The sequence below is a fragment of the Streptomyces cucumeris genome (genome assembly GCF_024295805.1).
Taxonomy (GTDB): domain Bacteria; phylum Actinomycetota; class Actinomycetes; order Streptomycetales; family Streptomycetaceae; genus Streptomyces; species Streptomyces cucumeris.
In genome coordinates this window covers 339,105-357,354 of record NZ_JANCLX010000005.1, presented here as the reverse complement: position 1 = coordinate 357,354, position 18,250 = coordinate 339,105, and the positions used below count along the sequence as shown (strand labels likewise).

The 18,250-nt window shown below is 71.6% G+C and carries 16 protein-coding genes; 7 read left to right on the top strand and 9 right to left on the bottom strand.

All coding sequences use genetic code 11. The annotated features are described in order from the left end of the window. The first annotated feature begins 101 nt into the window (after positions 1-101). A complete protein-coding gene (locus NMK44_RS10415; RefSeq protein WP_254740699.1) occupies positions 102-623 on the top strand; it encodes a universal stress protein in 522 nt (173 codons plus the stop codon). A 652-nt stretch (positions 624-1,275) separates the two neighbouring features. Here NMK44_RS10415 and glmS read toward each other — a convergent pair. From glmS to NMK44_RS10400, 3 genes are all read right to left on the bottom strand, one after another. Then, the gene (gene glmS / locus NMK44_RS10410; protein WP_254740698.1) at positions 1,276-3,108 is read right to left on the bottom strand and encodes a glutamine--fructose-6-phosphate transaminase (isomerizing); all 1,833 of its coding nucleotides are present in this window, start codon (positions 3,106-3,108) and stop codon (positions 1,276-1,278) included. Positions 3,109-3,188: 80 nt separating this feature from the next. Further along, complete coding sequence (locus tag NMK44_RS10405; RefSeq protein ID WP_254740696.1) at positions 3,189-3,464, bottom strand: hypothetical protein; 276 nt, start codon at positions 3,462-3,464, stop codon at positions 3,189-3,191. 74 nt (positions 3,465-3,538) lie between these two features. Further along, positions 3,539-4,483 carry a DUF4429 domain-containing protein gene (locus NMK44_RS10400; RefSeq protein ID WP_254740695.1) on the bottom strand — a complete coding sequence of 315 codons (945 nt, stop codon included), beginning with the start codon at positions 4,481-4,483 and terminating at the stop codon, positions 3,539-3,541. Positions 4,484-4,587: 104 nt separating this feature from the next. Here NMK44_RS10400 and NMK44_RS10395 point away from each other — a divergent pair, with 104 nt between their 5' ends. Then, a complete protein-coding gene (locus NMK44_RS10395; RefSeq protein ID WP_254740694.1) occupies positions 4,588-6,195 on the top strand; it encodes a beta-N-acetylhexosaminidase in 1,608 nt (535 codons plus the stop codon). Positions 6,196-6,262: 67 nt separating this feature from the next. Here NMK44_RS10395 and NMK44_RS10390 read toward each other — a convergent pair whose 3' ends face one another. From NMK44_RS10390 to NMK44_RS10375, 4 genes are read right to left on the bottom strand one after another with little or no spacing between them, the layout of a single operon-like run. After that, positions 6,263-7,429 carry an acyl-CoA dehydrogenase family protein gene (locus tag NMK44_RS10390; protein ID WP_254740692.1) on the bottom strand — a complete coding sequence of 389 codons (1,167 nt, stop codon included), beginning with the start codon at positions 7,427-7,429 and terminating at the stop codon, positions 6,263-6,265. Between the two features lie 3 nt (positions 7,430-7,432). Continuing rightward, entirely contained in the window at positions 7,433-8,395 is a 963-nt protein-coding gene (locus NMK44_RS10385; RefSeq protein ID WP_254740691.1) for a hydroxymethylglutaryl-CoA lyase, read from the bottom strand. Further along, entirely contained in the window at positions 8,395-10,500 is a 2,106-nt protein-coding gene (locus tag NMK44_RS10380; RefSeq protein ID WP_254740690.1) for an acetyl/propionyl/methylcrotonyl-CoA carboxylase subunit alpha, read from the bottom strand. The genes NMK44_RS10385 and NMK44_RS10380 overlap by 1 nt, the downstream gene beginning before the upstream one ends. 14 nt (positions 10,501-10,514) lie before the next feature. After that, the gene (locus NMK44_RS10375) at positions 10,515-12,158 is read right to left on the bottom strand and encodes a carboxyl transferase domain-containing protein (RefSeq protein WP_254740688.1); all 1,644 of its coding nucleotides are present in this window, start codon (positions 12,156-12,158) and stop codon (positions 10,515-10,517) included. 99 nt (positions 12,159-12,257) lie between these two features. Between NMK44_RS10375 and NMK44_RS10370 the strand changes: the two genes are divergently transcribed. The 3 genes from NMK44_RS10370 to tesB all read left to right on the top strand — a co-directional run bounded on the left by NMK44_RS10370 (position 12,258) and on the right by tesB (position 15,135). Then, positions 12,258-12,884 carry an SACE_7040 family transcriptional regulator gene (locus NMK44_RS10370; protein ID WP_254740687.1) on the top strand — a complete coding sequence of 209 codons (627 nt, stop codon included), beginning with the start codon at positions 12,258-12,260 and terminating at the stop codon, positions 12,882-12,884. A gap of 133 nt (positions 12,885-13,017) precedes the next feature. Further along, entirely contained in the window at positions 13,018-14,175 is a 1,158-nt protein-coding gene (locus NMK44_RS10365; RefSeq protein ID WP_254740686.1) for an acyl-CoA dehydrogenase family protein, read from the top strand. 72 nt (positions 14,176-14,247) lie between these two features. Continuing rightward, a complete protein-coding gene (gene tesB, locus NMK44_RS10360) occupies positions 14,248-15,135 on the top strand; it encodes an acyl-CoA thioesterase II (protein ID WP_254740684.1) in 888 nt (295 codons plus the stop codon). Between the two features lie 152 nt (positions 15,136-15,287). Here tesB and NMK44_RS10355 read toward each other — a convergent pair whose 3' ends face one another. Further along, a complete protein-coding gene (locus NMK44_RS10355) occupies positions 15,288-16,097 on the bottom strand; it encodes a phosphatase (RefSeq protein WP_374215255.1) in 810 nt (269 codons plus the stop codon). A 192-nt stretch (positions 16,098-16,289) separates the two neighbouring features. Continuing rightward, positions 16,290-16,493 (bottom strand): cold-shock protein, encoded by a 204-nt coding sequence (locus tag NMK44_RS10350; protein ID WP_254740681.1) that lies wholly within the window; start codon positions 16,491-16,493, stop codon positions 16,290-16,292. A gap of 284 nt (positions 16,494-16,777) precedes the next feature. Between NMK44_RS10350 and NMK44_RS10345 the strand changes: the two genes are divergently transcribed. Beyond that, on the top strand, positions 16,778-17,086 hold the full coding sequence (locus NMK44_RS10345; RefSeq protein ID WP_254740679.1) for an SCO5918 family protein: 309 nt from the start codon (positions 16,778-16,780) through the stop codon (positions 17,084-17,086). Positions 17,087-17,174: 88 nt separating this feature from the next. Next, complete coding sequence (gene speB, locus NMK44_RS10340) at positions 17,175-18,158, top strand: agmatinase (protein ID WP_254740677.1); 984 nt, start codon at positions 17,175-17,177, stop codon at positions 18,156-18,158. Positions 18,159-18,250 lie beyond the last annotated feature (92 nt).

Below are 18,250 nucleotides of genomic sequence, written 5' to 3'. Positions count from 1 at the left end.
CGATCCCGTCCCCGAGCTCCAGCGGAGTTCCGTCCCCGACAACCTCAACCCGAGCCCCCGCCGATTCCCTCCGCACGAGGACATCTCTCGCCGAGACACCGATGGCCGGTCACGAAATCCCCGAACCCGCGGACCGCAAGCGGGTCGCCGATCACATGGCGCACCCCGAAGCGGCGGAAGAAACACGTCATTCCTGCGATCCGGCGTTCCAGCACGGAGTGGTGGTCGGATTCGACGGCTCCACCTCCAGCGAACGCGCCCTCGCCTACGCGATCGGGATGGCCCGTCGCTCGGGCTCCGGCCTGATCATCGTGCATGTGGCCAACCGGCTGCCGACGACCGTATGGGCGGGCTGTGAGCCGCCCGTCTTCGTCGATGTCCCCGATCACCGCACCGAGGTGCTGGGGCTGGAGCTGGCCTGCGCCGACCATCTCTCCGAGGTGCCCTGGGTCCTCGTCGAGCGGGGCGGGGACATCTGCCATGAGCTGGAGGAGGTCGGCCGGGAGTACGCGGCCGACGCCATCGTGGTCGGCTCCACCCACGGTCTGGTGGGGCGGATCTTCGGCTCGGTGGCGGGGCGGCTCGCACGGCGTGCGCAGCGGCCCGTCGTGGTCATCCCCTGAGCGCTCCCGGTCCCGCTCCCGGGCACCGCGCCTGTCGCCGGGCACTCCCGACCCTTGAGCGCTGTCTGTCCCTGAGCACCGCCTGACCGGCGGCTGAGCGCCACTTGACGTTCGCCCGCGTCCCGCCGGACTCCGCTTGAACCGCTCTTGAGGCCACCTCGAGGCCGTATCGGACCGGCGTCGCTCCGCGGTCGTATCCGCCCCCACCGCCACCCCTGGCGCTCCAGCGAAACTCCGGCGGCGCTCCAGTGAGCCGTCAACGGGCCTCCGGTCGGCCTCCGCCCGGACTGTGCTGGACCACTGGCGCCGTACCGGCGTTCCACGAGTCGGCGTACCTCTTCTCGTCCTGCCGCCCCAAACCGCCGTACCGCGCCGACGGTTGGTGATGCACCGGGAATCGGACACCGCCAACTGCCCTCGACCGCAGGTGAGATGGCGTCAAGTCCATCTTGACAGTCGATAAATCTACCGACGCGTAGAGGTGGATTGTGCGCTTGTGAGGGGTACGTACGCATCATTCGCGCTGTCGCGCGGGAAGTGACGGTTCCCGTGGGGCGGCCGCCGCCGGCGGAGGGCGACGCCGGCCAAGGGAGGCGGCCCCCGCGTGTGTTGGTGGCACACGCGGGGACCGCCGGACGGACTCCCGGAGGGGCTACTCCACCGTCACCGACTTGGCGAGGTTGCGGGGCTTGTCGATGTCCCGGCCCAGCGCCAGCGCGGTGTGGTAGGCGAGCAGCTGGAGCGGGATGCCCATGAGGATCGGGTCGAGCTCCACCTCGTTGCGGGGCACCACGATGGTGTGGTCCGCCTTCTCCTGCTCCTGGTGGGCGACGGCGAGGATCCGGCCGCTGCGGGCCTTGATCTCCTCCAGGGTCGCGCGGTTCTTCTCCAGTAGGTCGTCATCGGGGAGCACCGCCACCGTCGGCACCTCCGGCTCGATGAGCGCCAGCGGCCCGTGCTTGAGCTCGGAGGCCGGGTACGCCTCGGCGTGGACGTAGGAGACCTCCTTGAGCTTCAAGGACGCCTCGCGCGCGACCGGGTAGCCGCGGACCCGGCCGATGAACATCATGCTCTTTGCGTTCGCGTACTCCGCGGCGAGCTTCTTGATCTCCTCCTCGCCGCGCAGCACCTCGGCGATCTGCTCCGGCAGCCTGCGCAGTCCGGCGATGATCCGCTTGCCGTCGGCCACCGACAGATCGCGGATCCGGCCCAGGTGCAGGGCGAGCAGGGCGAAGGCGACGGCGGTGTTGGTGAAGCACTTGGTGGAGACGACGCACACCTCCGGGCCCGCGTGCACGTACACCCCGCCGTCCGTCTCGCGCGCGATGGCGCTGCCGACGACGTTGACCACGCCCAGCACCCGCGCGCCCTTGCGCTTGAGCTCCTGTACGGCGGCCAGAGTGTCGTAGGTCTCGCCGGACTGGCTGACCGCGATGTAGAGGGTGTCGGGGTCCACCACCGGGTTGCGGTAGCGGAACTCGCTCGCGGGCTCGGCGTCGGCCGGGATCCGGGCCAGCTCCTCGATGAGCTGGGCGCCGATCAGACCCGTGTGGTACGCCGAGCCGCAGCCGAGGATCTTCACCCGGCGCACCCCGCGCGCCTCCCGGGCGTCCAGGTTGAGCCCGCCCAGCCGGACGGTGGAGAAGCGGTCGTCGATCCGGCCGCGCAGCACCCGGTCCACGGCGTCGACCTGCTCGTGGATCTCCTTGTGCATATAGGTGTCGTGGCCGCCCATGTCGTACGACTCGGCCTCCCACTCCACCGTCGTCGGCGCGGGGGCGGTGCGGCTGCCCTCGGTGGTGTAGGTGCGGTAGTCGTCGGCCTTGAGGGTGGCCATCTCACCGTCGTCCAGAGTGACCACCTGGCGGGTGTGGCTGACCAGCGCGGCGACGTCGGAGGCGACGAACATCTCCTTCTCGCCGATGCCCAGCACCACGGGCGAGCCGTTGCGGGCGACGACGATGCGGTCGGGGAAGTCCGCGTGCAGCACGGCGATGCCGTAGGTGCCCTCGATCAGGGTGAGCGCGTGGCGGACCTTCTCCTCCAGGGTGCTCGCCTGGGAGCGGCCGATCAGATGCGCCACTACCTCGGAGTCGGTCTCGGAGACCAGCTCCACCCCGTCGGCGACCAGCTTGGCGCGCAGATCGGAGGCGTTGTCGATGATCCCGTTGTGGACGATGGCGACCTTGCCGTCGGCGTCCGTGTGGGGGTGCGCGTTGATGTCGCCCGGCGCGCCGTGGGTGGCCCAGCGGGTGTGGGCGATGCCGACGGTGCCCGCGAAGCGCTTGGGCAGCCGGGACTCGAGCTCACGGACCCGGCCCTTGGCCTTGGCGGTCTTCAGTCCGGCGCCCTGGGCGCCCTTGGCGGGCTTGGCCTGGATCGCGATGCCCGCGGAGTCGTAGCCGCGGTACTCCAGTCGCTGGAGACCTTCCAGCAGCAGCGGCGCCACATCGCGTTTGCCGATGTATCCGACGATTCCGCACATGGTGTTCAGGCCCTCCCTAGTGGATCGGTCGCAGGGTGCTCGTGGTCCGGGACCGGCGGTGGCGGCCGCCGTCCGCGGTGTCAGCCGTAGACGATGCGGCGCAGCTGCCGCAGCGAGAGTCCGGGCGGCGCCACCGCGCGGTACGGCAGCTCGGCCGTGATCCGCTCGAAGATGTCCGCGTTGGTCAGTCCGCCGGACTGCAGCTCGCGGTGGCGGCGGCGGACGAACTCCTCGGTCGTCTCGTCGAAGTACGCCAGGACGTCCAGCACCACCCGGGCCGCCTCGCCGCGGCTGAGCGGCGTGGAGCGGACCAGGTGGTCGACAAGGTCATCGTGGGACATACGGCGATCGAGCACCCATCGATACTGCGGGGAAGAGGGTTCTTTCGCAAGAATCCTGCCCGACATCGGGCAAGGGATGGCGTGAATGGCTAGAAACGGCGGAGTACGGCCTGCTTGGCGGCGGTGAACTCCTCCTCGGTGAGCACTCCGCCCTTGTGGAGATCGCCGAGTTCGCGCAGCCGTCGCAGCAGGGTGTCGTGATCCGCGTCACCCTCACCCGCCCCGCCTGGCGCCGCCTGACCGTTATATGCGGTATGCCCCGACTGCTGGTCTCCGGTGGGCAGGGCCGGGGCCGCGTCGGCGGGCCCGGCGGCCGGGGCCGTGGCCGGGGCCGTGCACGGATGCGGCAGCCGGGCGGTGACGGCCGCCGCGACCAGGGTCATCAGCGGGTCCTTCTTGAAGCCGTAGAGCACCACGGTGTGCGGGTCGTACTTGGGCGCCGCCGGAGCCCCCGCCCGCGCCGTGCGGAACCGCAGATGGCCGTTGTCCAGTCCGACGGCGGGGTGCCACTCCACCGCCTCCAGATCGGCCAGCCGGATGGTCCGGGTGCCGCCCGACTTCTTCGACTCCTCGGTCTTCCAGTTCCACTCCAGCCGGATCCGCTCCCCGTCGAAGGAGACCGTGGCGTCCCCGGCCGACACCGACAGCGGGACATACGGGCCGGGCAGCAGATAGCGGTCACACGGTCCGGACGGCACCTGGTCCAGCAGCAGTGCCCGCCGGACCTCCTCGACCAGGTACTCGGCGACGCCGGAACGGTCCGCCTCGACCGAGAGCTGATACGGGTCGGCCGCGTCCGGCAGTTTGCCGCGGGTCGCCTGGAGCAGCGGATCCGCTCCCTCGCGCAGCTTCAGCCGCAACCGCCCCGCCTTGCGGCCCGGTTCATGGGCGATGCCCGCCACCGCCCCCAGCGGGACGGTCAGTTCGCCGAGCGACTGCCGCACCGGGTTCACACTCTTGTCCCGCCCCGGGACGATCCGTATCGCGCCGCCGTCGAAGGACCAGGCACCATCGCGCTGGGTGATTTCCGCCATGACGTGAATTCTGACAGGCGGTCGGCTGCGTATTGGTCTACACCTTGACCACGGCGGGGGCGCGCGGTACCCAGGGACGCGACGCCTCGTTGAAGGGATTCCCTGTGAGACGACGCCGTGCCCGACTTCTGTGTTCCCTCCTGCTGACCGTGGCGGCCGGGGCGGGGACCGCCGCCACGGCGGAACCGTCCGCCGCCACCGAGCACTCCGCCGCCGCGCCCGTCCCGCTGGACCGGGTGGTGCCCGCGCCCGCCTCGGTACGCCCCGCCACCACCCCGTACGCCCTCGGTCCGGACGCCCGGATCCGCATCGTGGGGAAGAACCCCGCGGCGCGGCGGGTCGGCGACTACCTCGCGGGCGTGCTGCGCCCCTCCACCGGCTACCGGCTGCCGGTGACCGCGCGGGACGGCGGTGACGGCATCCGGCTGCGGCTCACCCCCGGTGCGCGTGCCGTACGCGGCCTCGGCGCCGAGGGCTACCGGCTCCAGGTGACCGGCCGCGCCGTCACCATCAGCGCCCGCGCCTCCGCGGGGCTCTTCCACGGCGTCCAGACGCTGCGTCAGCTCCTCCCCGCGTCGGTGGAGCGGACGACCCGGCAGCCCGGACCCTGGCGGATCTCCGGCGGCACCATCACCGATGAGCCGCGGTTCGGCTACCGGGGCGCGATGCTCGATGTCTCCCGGCACTTCTTCACCGTCGACCAGGTCAAGCGCTATGTGGACCAGCTCGCCCTGTACAAGATCAACAAGCTGCATCTGCATCTGTCGGACGACCAGGGGTGGCGGATCGCCATCGACTCCTGGCCGCGGCTGGCCACGTACGGCGGCTCCACCCAGGTCGGCGGCGGCCCCGGCGGCTACTACACCAAGGCCGACTACCGGGAGATCGTGCGCTACGCCGCCGACCGCGAGCTGACCGTGGTCCCGGAGATCGACCTGCCGGGCCATACCAACGCGGCGCTCGCCTCCTACGCCGAGCTCAACTGCGACGGGGTCGCCCGGCCGCTCTACACCGGCACCGAGGTCGGTTTCAGTTCGCTGTGCGTGCCCAAGGAGGTGACCTACGACTTCGTGGACGACGTCATCCGCGAACTCGCCGCGCTCACCCCGGGCCGGCTGCTCCACATCGGCGGCGACGAGGCGCACTCCACCAGCCACGCCGACTACACGGCCTTCATGGACCGGGTGCAGCCCGTCGTGGCCCGCTACGGCAAGACGGTGGTGGGCTGGCACCAGCTCACCGGCGCCCGTCCCGCCGAGGGAGCCATCGCGCAGTACTGGGGGCTGGACGGCAGCGAGAAGGAGGTCGTGGACGCGGCCAGGGCGGGCACCCGGCTGGTCCTCTCGCCCGCCAACCGCGCCTATCTGGACATGAAGTACACCAAGGACACCCCGCTGGGGCTCTCCTGGGCCGGATATGTCGAGGTCCGGCAGTCCTACGACTGGGACCCGGGCGCCTACATCAAGGACGCCCCGGCCTCATCGGTCCTGGGCGTGGAGGCGCCGCTGTGGACGGAGACCCTGTCCACCGGCGCGCATATCGAGTACATGGCCTTCCCCCGGCTGCCCGGGATCGCCGAACTCGGCTGGTCACCCCGGGCCACCCATGACTGGGACGCCTACAAGGTGCGGCTGGCCGCCCAGGGGCCCCGCTGGGACGCCCTGGGCATCAGCTACTACCGCTCACCGCAGGTGCCCTGGCCCGCGTCCTGACGGACGGGGATCGACTGAGCGGCGGTGAGCGGCGGGAGGTGGTGGGCCCCGGTGGGGCCCGCCGCCATCAGCCCGCGAAGCCCAGCTCCCGGGCGATCAGCATCCGCTGGACCTCACTGGTGCCCTCACCGATCTCCAGGATCTTGGAGTCACGCCACATCCGGGCCACCGGGTACTCGTTCATGAAGCCGTAGCCACCGTGGATCTGGGTGGCCTCCCGGGCGTTGTCCACCGCGACACCGGAGGAGTAGAGCTTGGCGATCGACGCCTCCTTCTTGAACGGCTCCCCGCGCACCAGCCGGGACGCCGCGTCACGCCAGGCCACCCGTGCCATATGGGCACGCATCTCCATGTCCGCCAGCTTGAACTGGATCGCCTGGTTGGCACCGATGGGACGGCCGAAGGACTCCCGGGTCTTGGCGTACTTCACCGACTCGTCCACACAGCCCTGGGCCAGCCCAGTGGCCAGCGCCGAGATCGCGATCCGGCCCTCGTCCAGTATCCGCAGGAACTGGGCGTAGCCCCGGCCCTTCTCACCCAGCAGATTGGCCGCGGGGACCCGGCAGTCGGTGAAGGACAGCTCGCGGGTGTCCGACGCATTCCACCCCACCTTGGAGTAGGGGGCGGCCACGCTGAACCCGGGGGTGCCCGCGGGCACGATGATGGAGGAGATCTCGGGGTGGCCGTCCGGCTTGCGGTCGGTGACGGCGGTGACCGTGACCAGCGCGGTGATATCCGTACCGGAGTTGGTGATGAAGCACTTGGAGCCGTTGATCACCCACTCGCCGGTGGCCTCGTCCAGCCGCGCGGTGGTGCGGGTGGCGCCCGCGTCCGAACCGCCGCCGGGCTCGGTCAGCCCGAACGCGCCCAGCGACTCGCCGGAGCACAGCCCCGGCAGCCACTGCCGCTTCTGCTCCTCGGTGCCGTAGAGGAAGATCGGCATCGCGCCGAGGGAGACCCCGGCCTCCAGGGTGATCGCCACCGAGGAGTCGACCCGGGCCAGCTCCTCGAGGGCCAGGCCGAGCGCCAGGTAGTCGCCGCCCATCCCGCCGTACTCCTCGGGGAAGGGCAGTCCGAACAGGCCCATCCGGCCCATCTCCCGGATGATCTCGTACGGGAACTCATGCTCCTCCCAGTACTTCCCGATCTTCGGGGCGACCACGTCCTGCGCGAACTCCTCGACGGTGCGGCGCAGTTCCTCGTGCTCGGTGGAGAGACGGTGGTCGATCGTCATGACTCAGATCTCCTTCTGGGAGAGGGCGCGGACGGTACGGGACGGGCTGGGCCGGCCCAGGTGCCGGGCCATCCACACGCTGGTGGCGGTGAGACGGCCGAGGTCGACCCCGGTCTCGATGCCGAGGCCGTCGAGCATCCACACCAGGTCTTCGGTCGCGAGATTGCCGGTGGCGCTCTTGGCGTAGGGACAGCCGCCGAGGCCACCGGCGGAGGCGTCCACGGTGGTGACACCGTGCTGGAGGGCGGCCAGGGTGTTGGCGAGCGCCTGGCCGTAGGTGTCGTGGAAGTGCACCGCCAGCCGGTCATCGGCCACGCCCGCCTCGTTGAGCGCGGTCAGCAGCTCGGTGACATGTCCGGGGGTGGCCACACCGATGGTGTCGCCGAGGCTCAGCTCGGCACAGCCCATCTCGATCAGACGGCGGCTGACCGAGACGGTCTGGGAGACCGGGACCGGACCCTCCCAGGGGTCGCCGAAGCACATCGACAGATAGCCGCGCACCGTCGCCCCGGCCTCCAGGGCCCGGGTGACCACCGGTGCGAACATCTCCAGCGCCTCGTCCACCGTGCGGTTGAGATTGGCCTTGGCGAAGGACTCGGTGGCGCTGGCGAAGACGGCGATCTCCCGGGCGCCCAGGGCGAGCGCGCGCTCCAGCCCGCGCTCATTGGGCACCAGCACCGGGAGCCGGGCGGGGACATCGTCGATCAGCGGCATCAGCTGCTCGGCGTCGGCCAGTTGGGGCACCCACTTGGGGTGGACGAAGCTGGTGGCCTCGACCGTGTCCAGGCCCGCCTCGGCCAGCCGCCGGATGAACTCGGCCTTCACGGCCACCGGCACCAGCGTCTTCTCGTTCTGCAGGCCGTCCCGCGGGCCCACCTCATGGATCCGGACCCGGGCGGGCAGCCCGGGGGCCGGAACGGTCATGGGGAGCCCGGCCGGTCCGGCGGGGGTGTCCGGCACGGACATCACACACGCTCCTCGGTCTCGCCGGCCTCGCCGGTCCCGGACGGGGTGACGACCGCCAGGAGCTGGTCCATGGCGACCGTGCTGCCGGGGGTGACATCGAGCTCGGTGACGGTGCCGTCGTGCGGGGCGGAGATGAGGTGCTCCATCTTCATCGCCTCGACCACCAGCAGCCCCTGGCCCGCGGTGACCTCGTCACCGACGGCCGCCTTGACGACCGTGACGGTGCCGGGCATCGGGGCGGTGAGCTCCCCGGCGTGGGCGTCGGACCCGCCGCCGCGCAGCGCCTCCTCGACCGGGTCATGGCCCACCACGCGCCAGGTGTCGGCCTCGCGCCCCAGCCACTGGCTCGCGCCGTCCGCGACGTGGCGGAAGGGGAAGGTGACCCCGGCCAGATCGAGCACCACCCGGTCGTCGCCCGCGCCGAGCCCGGTCAGCCGGGCCCGCAGGGGCTCGGCCGCGGGCGCGTCCTGGGCGGCCGGGGTGTCGTCCTGGCGCTCGATCACCACATCGGCGCCCTGTGCCCGGCCGCGCACCCGCACGGTGACCGGGGGGTGGCCGGAGATCCGCAGCCGGTGGACGGTCCAGGTGGGCGTACCGCCCAGCCGCCAGCCGGTCGGCACCGAGAACGGGTCCACCCAGCCGCCGGACTCCGGCCGCGCACCGGCCCCGCCCGGCTCCAGGGCCGCCTGGCGCAGCAGTGCGGCGGCGGCATAGACCTCGTCCGGGACCCGGTCGGGGACCAGGGAGGCCGCCGCGCGGTCGACCAGTCCGGTGTCCAGCTCGCCGGAGACCACCTGGGGATGGGCGGCCAGCCGGCGCAGGAAGCCCGCATTGGTGTCCACGCCCAGCACGCTCAGCTCGGCGAGGGCGGCCCGCAGCCGGCGGAGCGCGGTGGGGCGGTCCGGTCCGTAGGCGATGACCTTGGCGAGCATCGGGTCGTAGGTGGTGCCGACCTCGGTGCCGGTGCTCAGCCCGGAGTCGACCCGGACGCCTTCGCCGACGGGCTCGTCCAGCGCCAGCACGGTGCCCGCGGAGGGCAGGAAGTCCACCCGGTCGCCGGTGGCCCGGGCGGTCTCGGCGCAGATCCGGGCCTCCACGGCATGGCCGGTGAAGGTGATGTCCTCCTGGGCGTGGGGCAGCGGCTCGCCGGCCGCCACCCGGAGCTGCCACTCCACCAGGTCAAGACCGGTGATCAGCTCGGTCACCGGATGCTCGACCTGGAGGCGGGTGTTCATCTCCATGAAGCAGTACGCGGAGGGATCGTCGCCCGGGACGATGAACTCCACGGTGCCCGCGCCGACATAGCCGCACGACCGCGCCGCGGAGGCCGCCGCCTCGCCCATCAGCGCCCGGGTGGCCTCGTCCAGCAGCGGACTGGGCGCCTCCTCGATGATCTTCTGGTGACGGCGCTGGAGCGAGCACTCGCGCTCGCCGAGGTGGATCACTCCGCCATGGCCGTCGGCGAGCACCTGGATCTCGATATGGCGCGGCCGGTCGATCCAGCGCTCCACGAGCAGGGTGTCATCGCCGAAGGCGCCGCGCGCCTCGCGCCGGGCGGCCGCGATCTCATCCGCGAGCAGCGCCTCGTCCCGCACCAGCCGCATGCCCTTGCCGCCGCCGCCCGCCGAGGGCTTGAGCAGCACCGGCATCCCGATCTCCCGGGCCGCCTCGGTGAGCTGGGCGTCCGTCAGACCGCTGCCGGAGGAGCCGGGCACCACCGGCACCCCGGCCGCGCGCACCGTCTCCTTGGCGCGGATCTTGTCGCCCATCAGCTCGATGGCCCCGGCCGGGGGGCCGATGAAGGCCAGCCCGGCATCGGCACAGGCGCGGGCGAACGCCGCGTTCTCCGCGAGGAAGCCATAGCCGGGGTGGACGGCCTGGGCGCCGGTGCGGGCCGCCGCCTCCAGCAGCCGCTCGATCGACAGATAGCTCTCCGCGGCCTGGGCGGGGCCGATCCGCACGGCGGTGTCCGCCTCCCGCACATGGCGGGCGTCCGCGTCGGCGTCGCTGTAGACGGCGACCGAGCGCACCCCGAGCCGCCGCAGGGTGCGGATGACGCGCACCGCGATCTCACCGCGGTTGGCCACCAGGACTGTCTCGAACATCGGGTGCATTCCCCTCACATCCGGAAGACGCCGTAGCCGGGCGCCGCGGGGTCCTTCTCGGGCAGCGGGGCGCTCGCACACGCGGTGAGCGCGAGACCGAGCACCGTACGGGTCTCCAGGGGGTCGATCACTCCGTCGTCCCACAGCCGGGCGGTGGCGTAATAGGCGCTGCCCTGGGTCTCGTACTGCTCGCGGACCGGGGCGCGGAACGCCTCCTCGTCCTCGGCGCTCCACTCCTCGCCGCGTGCTTCGAGCTGGTCGCGTTTGACGGTGGCGAGCACCGAGGCGGCCTGCTCACCGCCCATCACCGAGATCTTGGCATTGGGCCACATCCACAGGAAGCGCGGTGAATAGGCCCGGCCGCACATCGAGTAGTTCCCCGCGCCGTAGGAACCGCCCACCACCACGGTGAGCTTGGGGACCCGGGTGCAGGCGACGGCGGTGACCATCTTGGCGCCGTGCTTGGCGATACCGCCCGCCTCATAGCTGCGGCCGACCATGAAGCCCGAGATGTTCTGCAGGAAGACCAGCGGGATACCGCGCTGGTCGCACAGCTCGATGAAGTGGGCGCCCTTCTGGGCGGATTCGGAGAACAGGATGCCGTTGTTGGCGACGATGCCCACCGGGTGGCCCATGATCCGGGCGAAGCCGGTGACCAGCGTGGTGCCGAACTCGGCCTTGAACTCGGCGAACCGCGAGCCGTCCACCACCCGCGCGATCACCTCGCGCACGTCGTACGGGGTGCGCGAGTCGACCGGCACCGCCCCGTACAGCCCTGCGGGGTCCACCGCGGGCTCCTGGGACGGCTCCACCCGCCAGGGCAGCGCGCCCCGCTGGGCGGGGGAGGACGGCAGGGTGGCGACGATGTCGCGGACGATCCGCAGCGCGTGGGCGTCGTCCTCGGCGAGGTGGTCGGTGACGCCGGAGACCCGGGAGTGGACCTCCCCGCCGCCCAGCTCCTCGGCGGTGACCACCTCACCGGTGGCGGCCTTCACCAGCGGCGGCCCGCCCAGGAAGATGGTGCCCTGGCCACGCACGATGACCGCCTCGTCGCTCATCGCCGGGACATAGGCGCCGCCCGCGGTGCAGGATCCCAGCACCGCCGCGACCTGGGGGATCCCGGCGCCGGACATCCGCGCCTGGTTGAAGAAGATCCGGCCGAAGTGGTCACGGTCGGGGAAGACCTCGTCCTGCATCGGGAGGAAGGCGCCGCCGGAGTCGACCAGATAGACACACGGCAGCCGGTTCTCCAGCGCGACCTCCTGGGCGCGCAGATGCTTCTTCACCGTCATCGGGTAGTAGGTGCCGCCCTTGACGGTGGCGTCATTGGCGACCACGACCACCTCGCGGCCCGCGACCCGGCCGATCCCGGCGATCACACCCGCCGCCGGGGCCTGCCCGCCGTACATTCCGTCGGCCGCGAGCGGGGCCAGCTCCAGGAAGGGGGAGCCGGGGTCCAGCAGGGTGTCCACCCGGTCGCGCGGCAGCAGCTTGCCGCGCGAGGTGTGGCGCGCCCGCGCCTTCTCTCCGCCTCCCAGCCGCGCCGCGGCCAGCTTCTCGCGCAGGCGCGCGGCCAGCTCGCGGTGCGCGGCCTCATTGGCCTTCCAGGCGTCGGACGCCGGGTCGGCGCCGCTCCGCAGCACCGGTGCCTGCTCCATCGGTTCGAGCCCCCTCGCTCGCTTCGCCGGACGGGTTAATAAGCGTTAACCCACCCATCAGGTTAACGACCACTAACCCCGCTGTCTAGAATTGATTTCATGAGCACGCATGCCCCCGCCCCGACCCGCCGTGAGCAGATCCTCAAGGAGGCCGCGCGGCTCTTCGCCGAGCGCGGGTTCCACGGTGTCGGCGTCGACGAGATAGGCGCGGCGGTCGGTATCAGCGGCCCCGGCCTCTACCGCCACTTCGCGGGCAAGGACGCGATGCTCGCCGAGCTCCTGGTGGGCATCAGCGGCCGGCTGCTGACCGGCGGGAAGAAGCGCGCCGCCGAGGCCGAGGGCGGCGGTCTGAGCCCGGCCGAGGTGCTGGACTCCCTCATCGAGGGCCATATCGACTTCGCCCTGGACGACCGGCCGCTGATCATCCTCCACGACCGTGAGCTGGACCGGCTCCGGGACACCGACCGCAAGCTGGTCCGTTCGCTCCAGCGGCAGTACGTGGAGCTGTGGGTCGAGGTGGTGCGCACGGTCTACCCCGGGCTCGCCGAGGCCGAGGCCCGCGCCTGTGTGCACGCCGTTTTCGGGCTGCTCAACTCCACCCCGCACCTCGGCCGCCCCGGTGCGCTCCCCGGGCGTGAGGCCACCGCCGCCCTGCTGCACCGGCTGGCGCTGGGCGCCTTCGCGGCCGCCCATGCCGCCGACGGTTCCTCTGGACAGGGTCGCTGACCGGCCGGTAGCTTTCGCTGAGCAAGCGCTTAGGCGTCTGCTGTCAACCCGGCATGGTGCGACCACGGCGGCGCGCGGTCACGGCCGCGCGGGCGGAGGTGGCCGGGCCGCGAGAACGAGTAGGGAGTGGCTGATGCGCCGCACGGTGTTCAACGAGGACCACGAGGCGTTCCGGCAGACCATCCGTGACTTCATCGCGGCCGAGGTCGTGCCGTACTACGACGCGTGGCGCGAGGCCGGTCAGGCCCCCCGTGAGTTCTACAAGAAACTCGGTGAGCTGGGTGTCTTCGGGATCGAGGTCCCCGAGGAGTACGGCGGCGCGGGCGAGACCAGCTTCAAGTTCAACGCGGTGATCACCGAGGAGTGCGCCCGCGCCGGGGTCAGCTTCGGCGGCAGCGGGGTGCACACCGCGCTGTGTCTGCCCTATCTGCTGGCGTACGCCACCGAGGAGCAGAAGCGGCGCTGGCTGCCGCCCTTCGTCAGCGGCGAGATGATGACCGCCATCGCCATGACCGAGCCGGGCACCGGTTCGGACCTGGCGGGTATGAAGACCACCGCCAAGCTCTCCGAGGACGGCACCCACTACGTCCTCAACGGCGCCAAGACCTTCATCACCGGCGGGGTGCTCGCCGACCGGGTGCTGGTCTGCGCCCGCACCGCCCCCGCCACCGCCGAGGACCGCCGCGCGGGCATATCCATCCTCGTGGTCGACACCAGGAGCGAGGGGTACGCGGTCGGCCGGCGGCTGGAGAAGCTCGGCCTGAAGACCTCCGACACCGCCGAACTCTCCTTCACGGACGTCAAGGTGCCGGTGGAGGACCTGCTCGGCGAGGAGGGCAAGGCGTTCGGCTACCTCGCCCACAATCTGCCCCAGGAGCGGCTGGGCATCGCCATCGGCGCCTACGCCCAGGCGGCCGCCGCCGTGGAGTTCGCCAAGGGATACGTCCAGGACCGCTCGGTCTTCGGGAAGTCGGTGGCGTCCTTCCAGAACACCAAGTTCACGCTCGCCGACTGCAAGTCCGAGGTGGACGCGATGCAGGCGGTCGTGGACCGGGCGCTGGACGCGCACGACGCCGGTGAGCTGACCGCCGCCGACGCCGCCTCCGCCAAGCTGTTCACCACCGAGCGCGCCAATGTCGTCATCGACAAGTGCCTCCAGCTGCACGGCGGTTACGGCTACATGATGGAGTACCCCATCGCCCGGCTGTACGCGGACACCCGCGTCAACCGCATCTACGGCGGCACCAGCGAGGTCATGCGCTCGATCGTCGCCAAGTCGATGGGGCTGTGATGGCAGCCCGCGCCGCCCGTCCCGCCCGTCGGCGCCCGTGCCGCGGCACCGCTCTGCAAGACTGCGCGAACCATGAATGACGCACTCCAGGGCCTGCTCGAACTGCTCGACCTCGAGCGGATCGAGCGGGACATCTTCCGCGGCACCAGTGACGCCGCGCCCATGGTGCCCCGCGTCTTCGGCGGCCAGGTGGCCGCACAGGCGCTGGTGGCCGCAGGGCGCACCGTCCCGGAGGACCGGTCGGCGCACTCGCTGCACGCCTACTTCCTGCGGCCCGGCGACCCCGGGGCGCCCATCGTCTACACGGTGGACCGGATCCGTGACGGCCGGTCCTTCACCACCCGCCGGGTGGTGGCCGTCCAGCACGGCCAGCCGATCTTCCACCTGTCGGCGTCGTTCCAGACGTACGAGGAGGGGCTCGAGCACCAGGAGCCGATGCCGGACGTCCCCGATCCGCTGTCCCTGCCGACCGCCGAGGAACTGCTGCCCCGCTACAAGGACCTCATCCGGCCGGAGGTCAGCAGGCGGATGCTGAATTCCCGGGCGGCGGTGGACCTGCGGTACGTGGACGAGCCGCCCTACGGCAGCGTCGGACGGCCGCGTGAGGCGAAGTCGCGGGTGTGGTTCCGGACCAACGGCAAACTGGACGGCGTGGCCGACGATCCGCTGCTGCACGTCTGCCTGGCCACCTATGTCTCCGATATGACCCTGCTGGACTCGGTGCTGCTCGCGCACGGCCGGGGCGGCTGGGTGGTGGGGGACATCGTCGGCGCCAGCCTCGACCACGCCATGTGGTTCCACCGGCCGTTCCGGGTGGACGACTGGCTGCTGTACGACCAGGAGAGCCCCTCGGCGTCCGGCGGACGCGGCCTCGCCAAGGGCCGGATCTTCACCGCCGACGGGCGGCTGGCCGTCTCGGTGATCCAGGAGGGCGTCATGCGGGTGCCGCACAAGGCGTGACGGCGGTCTCCCGGACCTGCGGCGGGGGTCCGGGGTCCGGCGCGCGGCGGGGACGCGCGCCCGTGGTGCCGGAGTGCCCGGTGGCTCGGCGCCTCGGCGCGTGAGCGGGTGAACGCCTCGGTGCGCCGGGCGAGGTACCGGGGGCCGGCGCGTCAGAAGCGGGGTTCGAGCCCGGCCGCGTCCAGGAGATAGGCGGTCATCGGGTCGTAGAACCGCGGATTGGTGACGTGGTCGTCCAGCGGGACGACCACCGAGAGGCTGCCCTCGGACTCACCGAGGAAGAGCGCGGGGTCATTGCAGTCCGCGTACCCGACGGCGTCGATGCCCCGCTGTCCGGCGCAGCCGGCCCAGCCGTGGTCGGCGACCACCAGATCGGGCAGCGGACGCCCCTCACGGGCCAGCCCGTCCAGGATCGCCGCCATCGGGGCGGGGGAGTGGGTGTGCCAGAGGGTGGCGCCGCGCTCCAGCATCGCCACGTCGCAGAACTGGAAGACGTACCCCTCGTCCGCCTGGAGCCCGCCGGGGATCTCCACGATGTCGCAGCCCGCGGCCCGCAGGGCCGAAGCGGTGGCCCGGTGGGCCTCCAGCAGCCCGCCGGGGTGGCCGGTGGCGAAGAGCACCCGCTCCTGGGTCTCGGCCGCCTTCCGCAGTACCGACGCCATCCGGTCCAGTGCGCCGACCGTGAGCTCGGGGTCGATGGTGTCCTGTCCCGAGCGGTGCTGCGGATCGTCGATCACCCCGCACCGCTCCGCCATGACGGCCAGCACGTCCTGTTCGTCGGTCCAGCGGTCGCCCAGCTCCAGGCCGAGCCAGTAGTGGCGGTCGCCGTTGGCCAGTTTGCGGTAGTGGGAGAGGTTGTTCTCCCGGGGAGTGGCGACATCGCCCGCGATGCGGGTACGGACAAGGTGGTCGATCAGCTCGGCACGACTGGGCACGGTACTGGGTATCGGCATGTGGCCCATTGTCGCCCCTGCCGAGGCGGAATGGGGGCCTCCATCGCGCGGCGGACCGGGCCTGTCATGGCGTGACGAGGGTCACGTGACCGGCCTGGCACAGCCCCGCGGCGGCGCCGCCACGGGGCCGGGCACGCGGCATGAACGAGCCGGGGCCCGCACCCTCATCAGGTGCGGGCCCCGGCTGTCAGCCGTGACGCGTCAGGCGGGAACGATGTTCTCGGCCTGCGGGCCCTTCTGGCCCTGCGTGACGTCGAACGACACCTTCTGGCCCTCGTGCAGCTCACGGAAGCCCTGGGCGGCGATGTTCGAGTAGTGGGCGAAGACGTCGGCGCCGCCGCCGTCCTGCTCGATGAAGCCGAAGCCCTTTTCCGAGTTGAACCACTTCACGGTGCCAGTTGCCATGTCAATCTCCTTCAATGGGGGCTGAGTCGGAACCCGAATTCTCCGGATCCCGTGTCGCCGCAATGACCCCATCCGGAAATGACCGGTAAAAACAAAATGCGCCTGATGGCTACATCCCGTCAGGCGCACACAAAGTTCATGGGTACCAAAACTGCAACTGCAGGCAACTATAGCACGTGCCCCGGCCGGGTGGGAGGAACCCGCGAAATCTCGGGCGCTTCCCCTGGGGCGGCCGGTGTGGGACGCTGGATTTCCCGATCCCCCTCTCTCCCCGTTGAGGCACTATGCGCTGCATTATCGCCAATTTCGCCTTCGACCTGACCGCTCGGGAGGTGACGGAGGCGATGACCGGCGTCAGCCCCGAGCCCATCACCGGCCCCTCGGTCCGCATCGGGCGCCGCACCTACCCGGTGAAGCAGGTCGGGGCGGTGGTCACCCGCCAGGACCGGCGCGACTTCACCGCGGGTGAGGTCACCCGCGCCATGAAGCGTCTGGGCTTCACCTGCTTCCCGGCGCCGGACGCGACCCCGGCCGACCCGGACCCGGTCAAGAACGCTTCCGGGCTGCTGGGAGGACCGACGCAGGAGGGCTGAGCAAGTGGACGCGGTGTCCAAATGGCCGGCGCCGGACCCTCGGGAACGTACATGTGACGCGCGGGCGGATCTGCCTACGCTCCTCCGTATGACCTCAGCACCCCGGCAGTCCGCCGCCCCCGTCGGCCCCGTCGACTCCTCCCGTGTCCCGCGCTTCGCCGGCCCCGCGACCTTCGCCCGGCTGCCGCGTGTGGACGAGGTCGGCGGCACCGCGGACGTCGCCGTGGTCGGTGTGCCCTTCGACAGCGGTGTCTCCTACCGGCCGGGCGCGCGCTTCGGCGGCAACGCCATCCGGGAGGCGTCCCGGCTGCTGCGCCCCTACAACCCGGCGCAGGACGCCTCGCCCTTCGCCCTGGCACAGGTGGCCGACGCCGGAGACATCGCCGCCAACCCGTTCAACATCAACGAGGCCGTCGAGACCGTCCAGGCCGCGGCCGACGACCTCCTGGGCACCGGCGCCCGGCTGATGACCCTGGGCGGCGACCACACCATCGCCCTCCCGCTGCTGCGCGCGGTGGCCCGTAAGTACGGCCCGGTGGCCCTGCTCCACTTCGACGCCCACCTGGACACCTGGGACACCTACTTCGGCGCCGAGTACACCCACGGCACGCCGTTCCGGCGCGCGGTCGAGGAGGGCATCCTCGACACCTCCGCCCTCTCGCACGTCGGTACCCGGGGTCCGCTCTACGGGAAGAAGGACCTGGACGACGACGCCAAGATGGGCTTCGGCATCGTCACCTCCGCCGATGTCATGCGGCGCGGTGTGGACGAGATCACCGACCAGCTCCGCCAGCGCATCGGTGACCGTCCGCTGTACATCTCCATCGACATCGACGTCCTGGACCCGGCCCATGCGCCGGGCACCGGTACCCCCGAGGCGGGCGGTCTGACCTCCCGCGAGCTGCTGGAGATCCTGCGCGGTCTGGCCGGCTGCCACCTGGTCTCGGCCGACCTCGTCGAGGTGGCCCCGGCGTACGACCACGCCGAGATCACCTCGGTGGCCGCCTCGCACACCGCCTACGAGCTGACGACGATCATGGCTCGTCAGATCGCCGCCTCCCGGAGCGAGTGACCTCCTCCGCACCCCTCGACTGACGCCCGGGCCGGGGGGGGGCCCGGCACGGCGGGGCCCCGGCCCGCGGGGGGCGGGGGGGGCGCGGCGCA

Coding starts and splice junctions, on each gene's coding strand:
- NMK44_RS10380 (WP_254740690.1), bottom strand. CDS start 10,500: ATGTTCGAGACAGTCCTGGTGGCCAACCGCGGTGAGATCGCGGTGCGC.
- tesB (WP_254740684.1), top strand. CDS start 14,248: ATGAATGACGCACTCCAGGGCCTGCTCGAACTGCTCGACCTCGAGCGG.
- NMK44_RS10390 (WP_254740692.1), bottom strand. CDS start 7,429: ATGACGATCGACCACCGTCTCTCCACCGAGCACGAGGAACTGCGCCGC.
- NMK44_RS10345 (WP_254740679.1), top strand. CDS start 16,778: ATGCGCTGCATTATCGCCAATTTCGCCTTCGACCTGACCGCTCGGGAG.
- NMK44_RS10375 (WP_254740688.1), bottom strand. CDS start 12,158: ATGGAGCAGGCACCGGTGCTGCGGAGCGGCGCCGACCCGGCGTCCGAC.
- NMK44_RS10415 (WP_254740699.1), top strand. CDS start 102: ATGGCCGGTCACGAAATCCCCGAACCCGCGGACCGCAAGCGGGTCGCC.
- NMK44_RS10365 (WP_254740686.1), top strand. CDS start 13,018: ATGCGCCGCACGGTGTTCAACGAGGACCACGAGGCGTTCCGGCAGACC.
- NMK44_RS10385 (WP_254740691.1), bottom strand. CDS start 8,395: ATGTCCGTGCCGGACACCCCCGCCGGACCGGCCGGGCTCCCCATGACC.
- NMK44_RS10370 (WP_254740687.1), top strand. CDS start 12,258: ATGAGCACGCATGCCCCCGCCCCGACCCGCCGTGAGCAGATCCTCAAG.
- NMK44_RS10400 (WP_254740695.1), bottom strand. CDS start 4,483: ATGGCGGAAATCACCCAGCGCGATGGTGCCTGGTCCTTCGACGGCGGC.
- glmS (WP_254740698.1), bottom strand. CDS start 3,108: ATGTGCGGAATCGTCGGATACATCGGCAAACGCGATGTGGCGCCGCTG.
- NMK44_RS10350 (WP_254740681.1), bottom strand. CDS start 16,493: ATGGCAACTGGCACCGTGAAGTGGTTCAACTCGGAAAAGGGCTTCGGC.
- speB (WP_254740677.1), top strand. CDS start 17,175: ATGACCTCAGCACCCCGGCAGTCCGCCGCCCCCGTCGGCCCCGTCGAC.
- NMK44_RS10355 (WP_374215255.1), bottom strand. CDS start 16,097: ATGGGCCACATGCCGATACCCAGTACCGTGCCCAGTCGTGCCGAGCTG.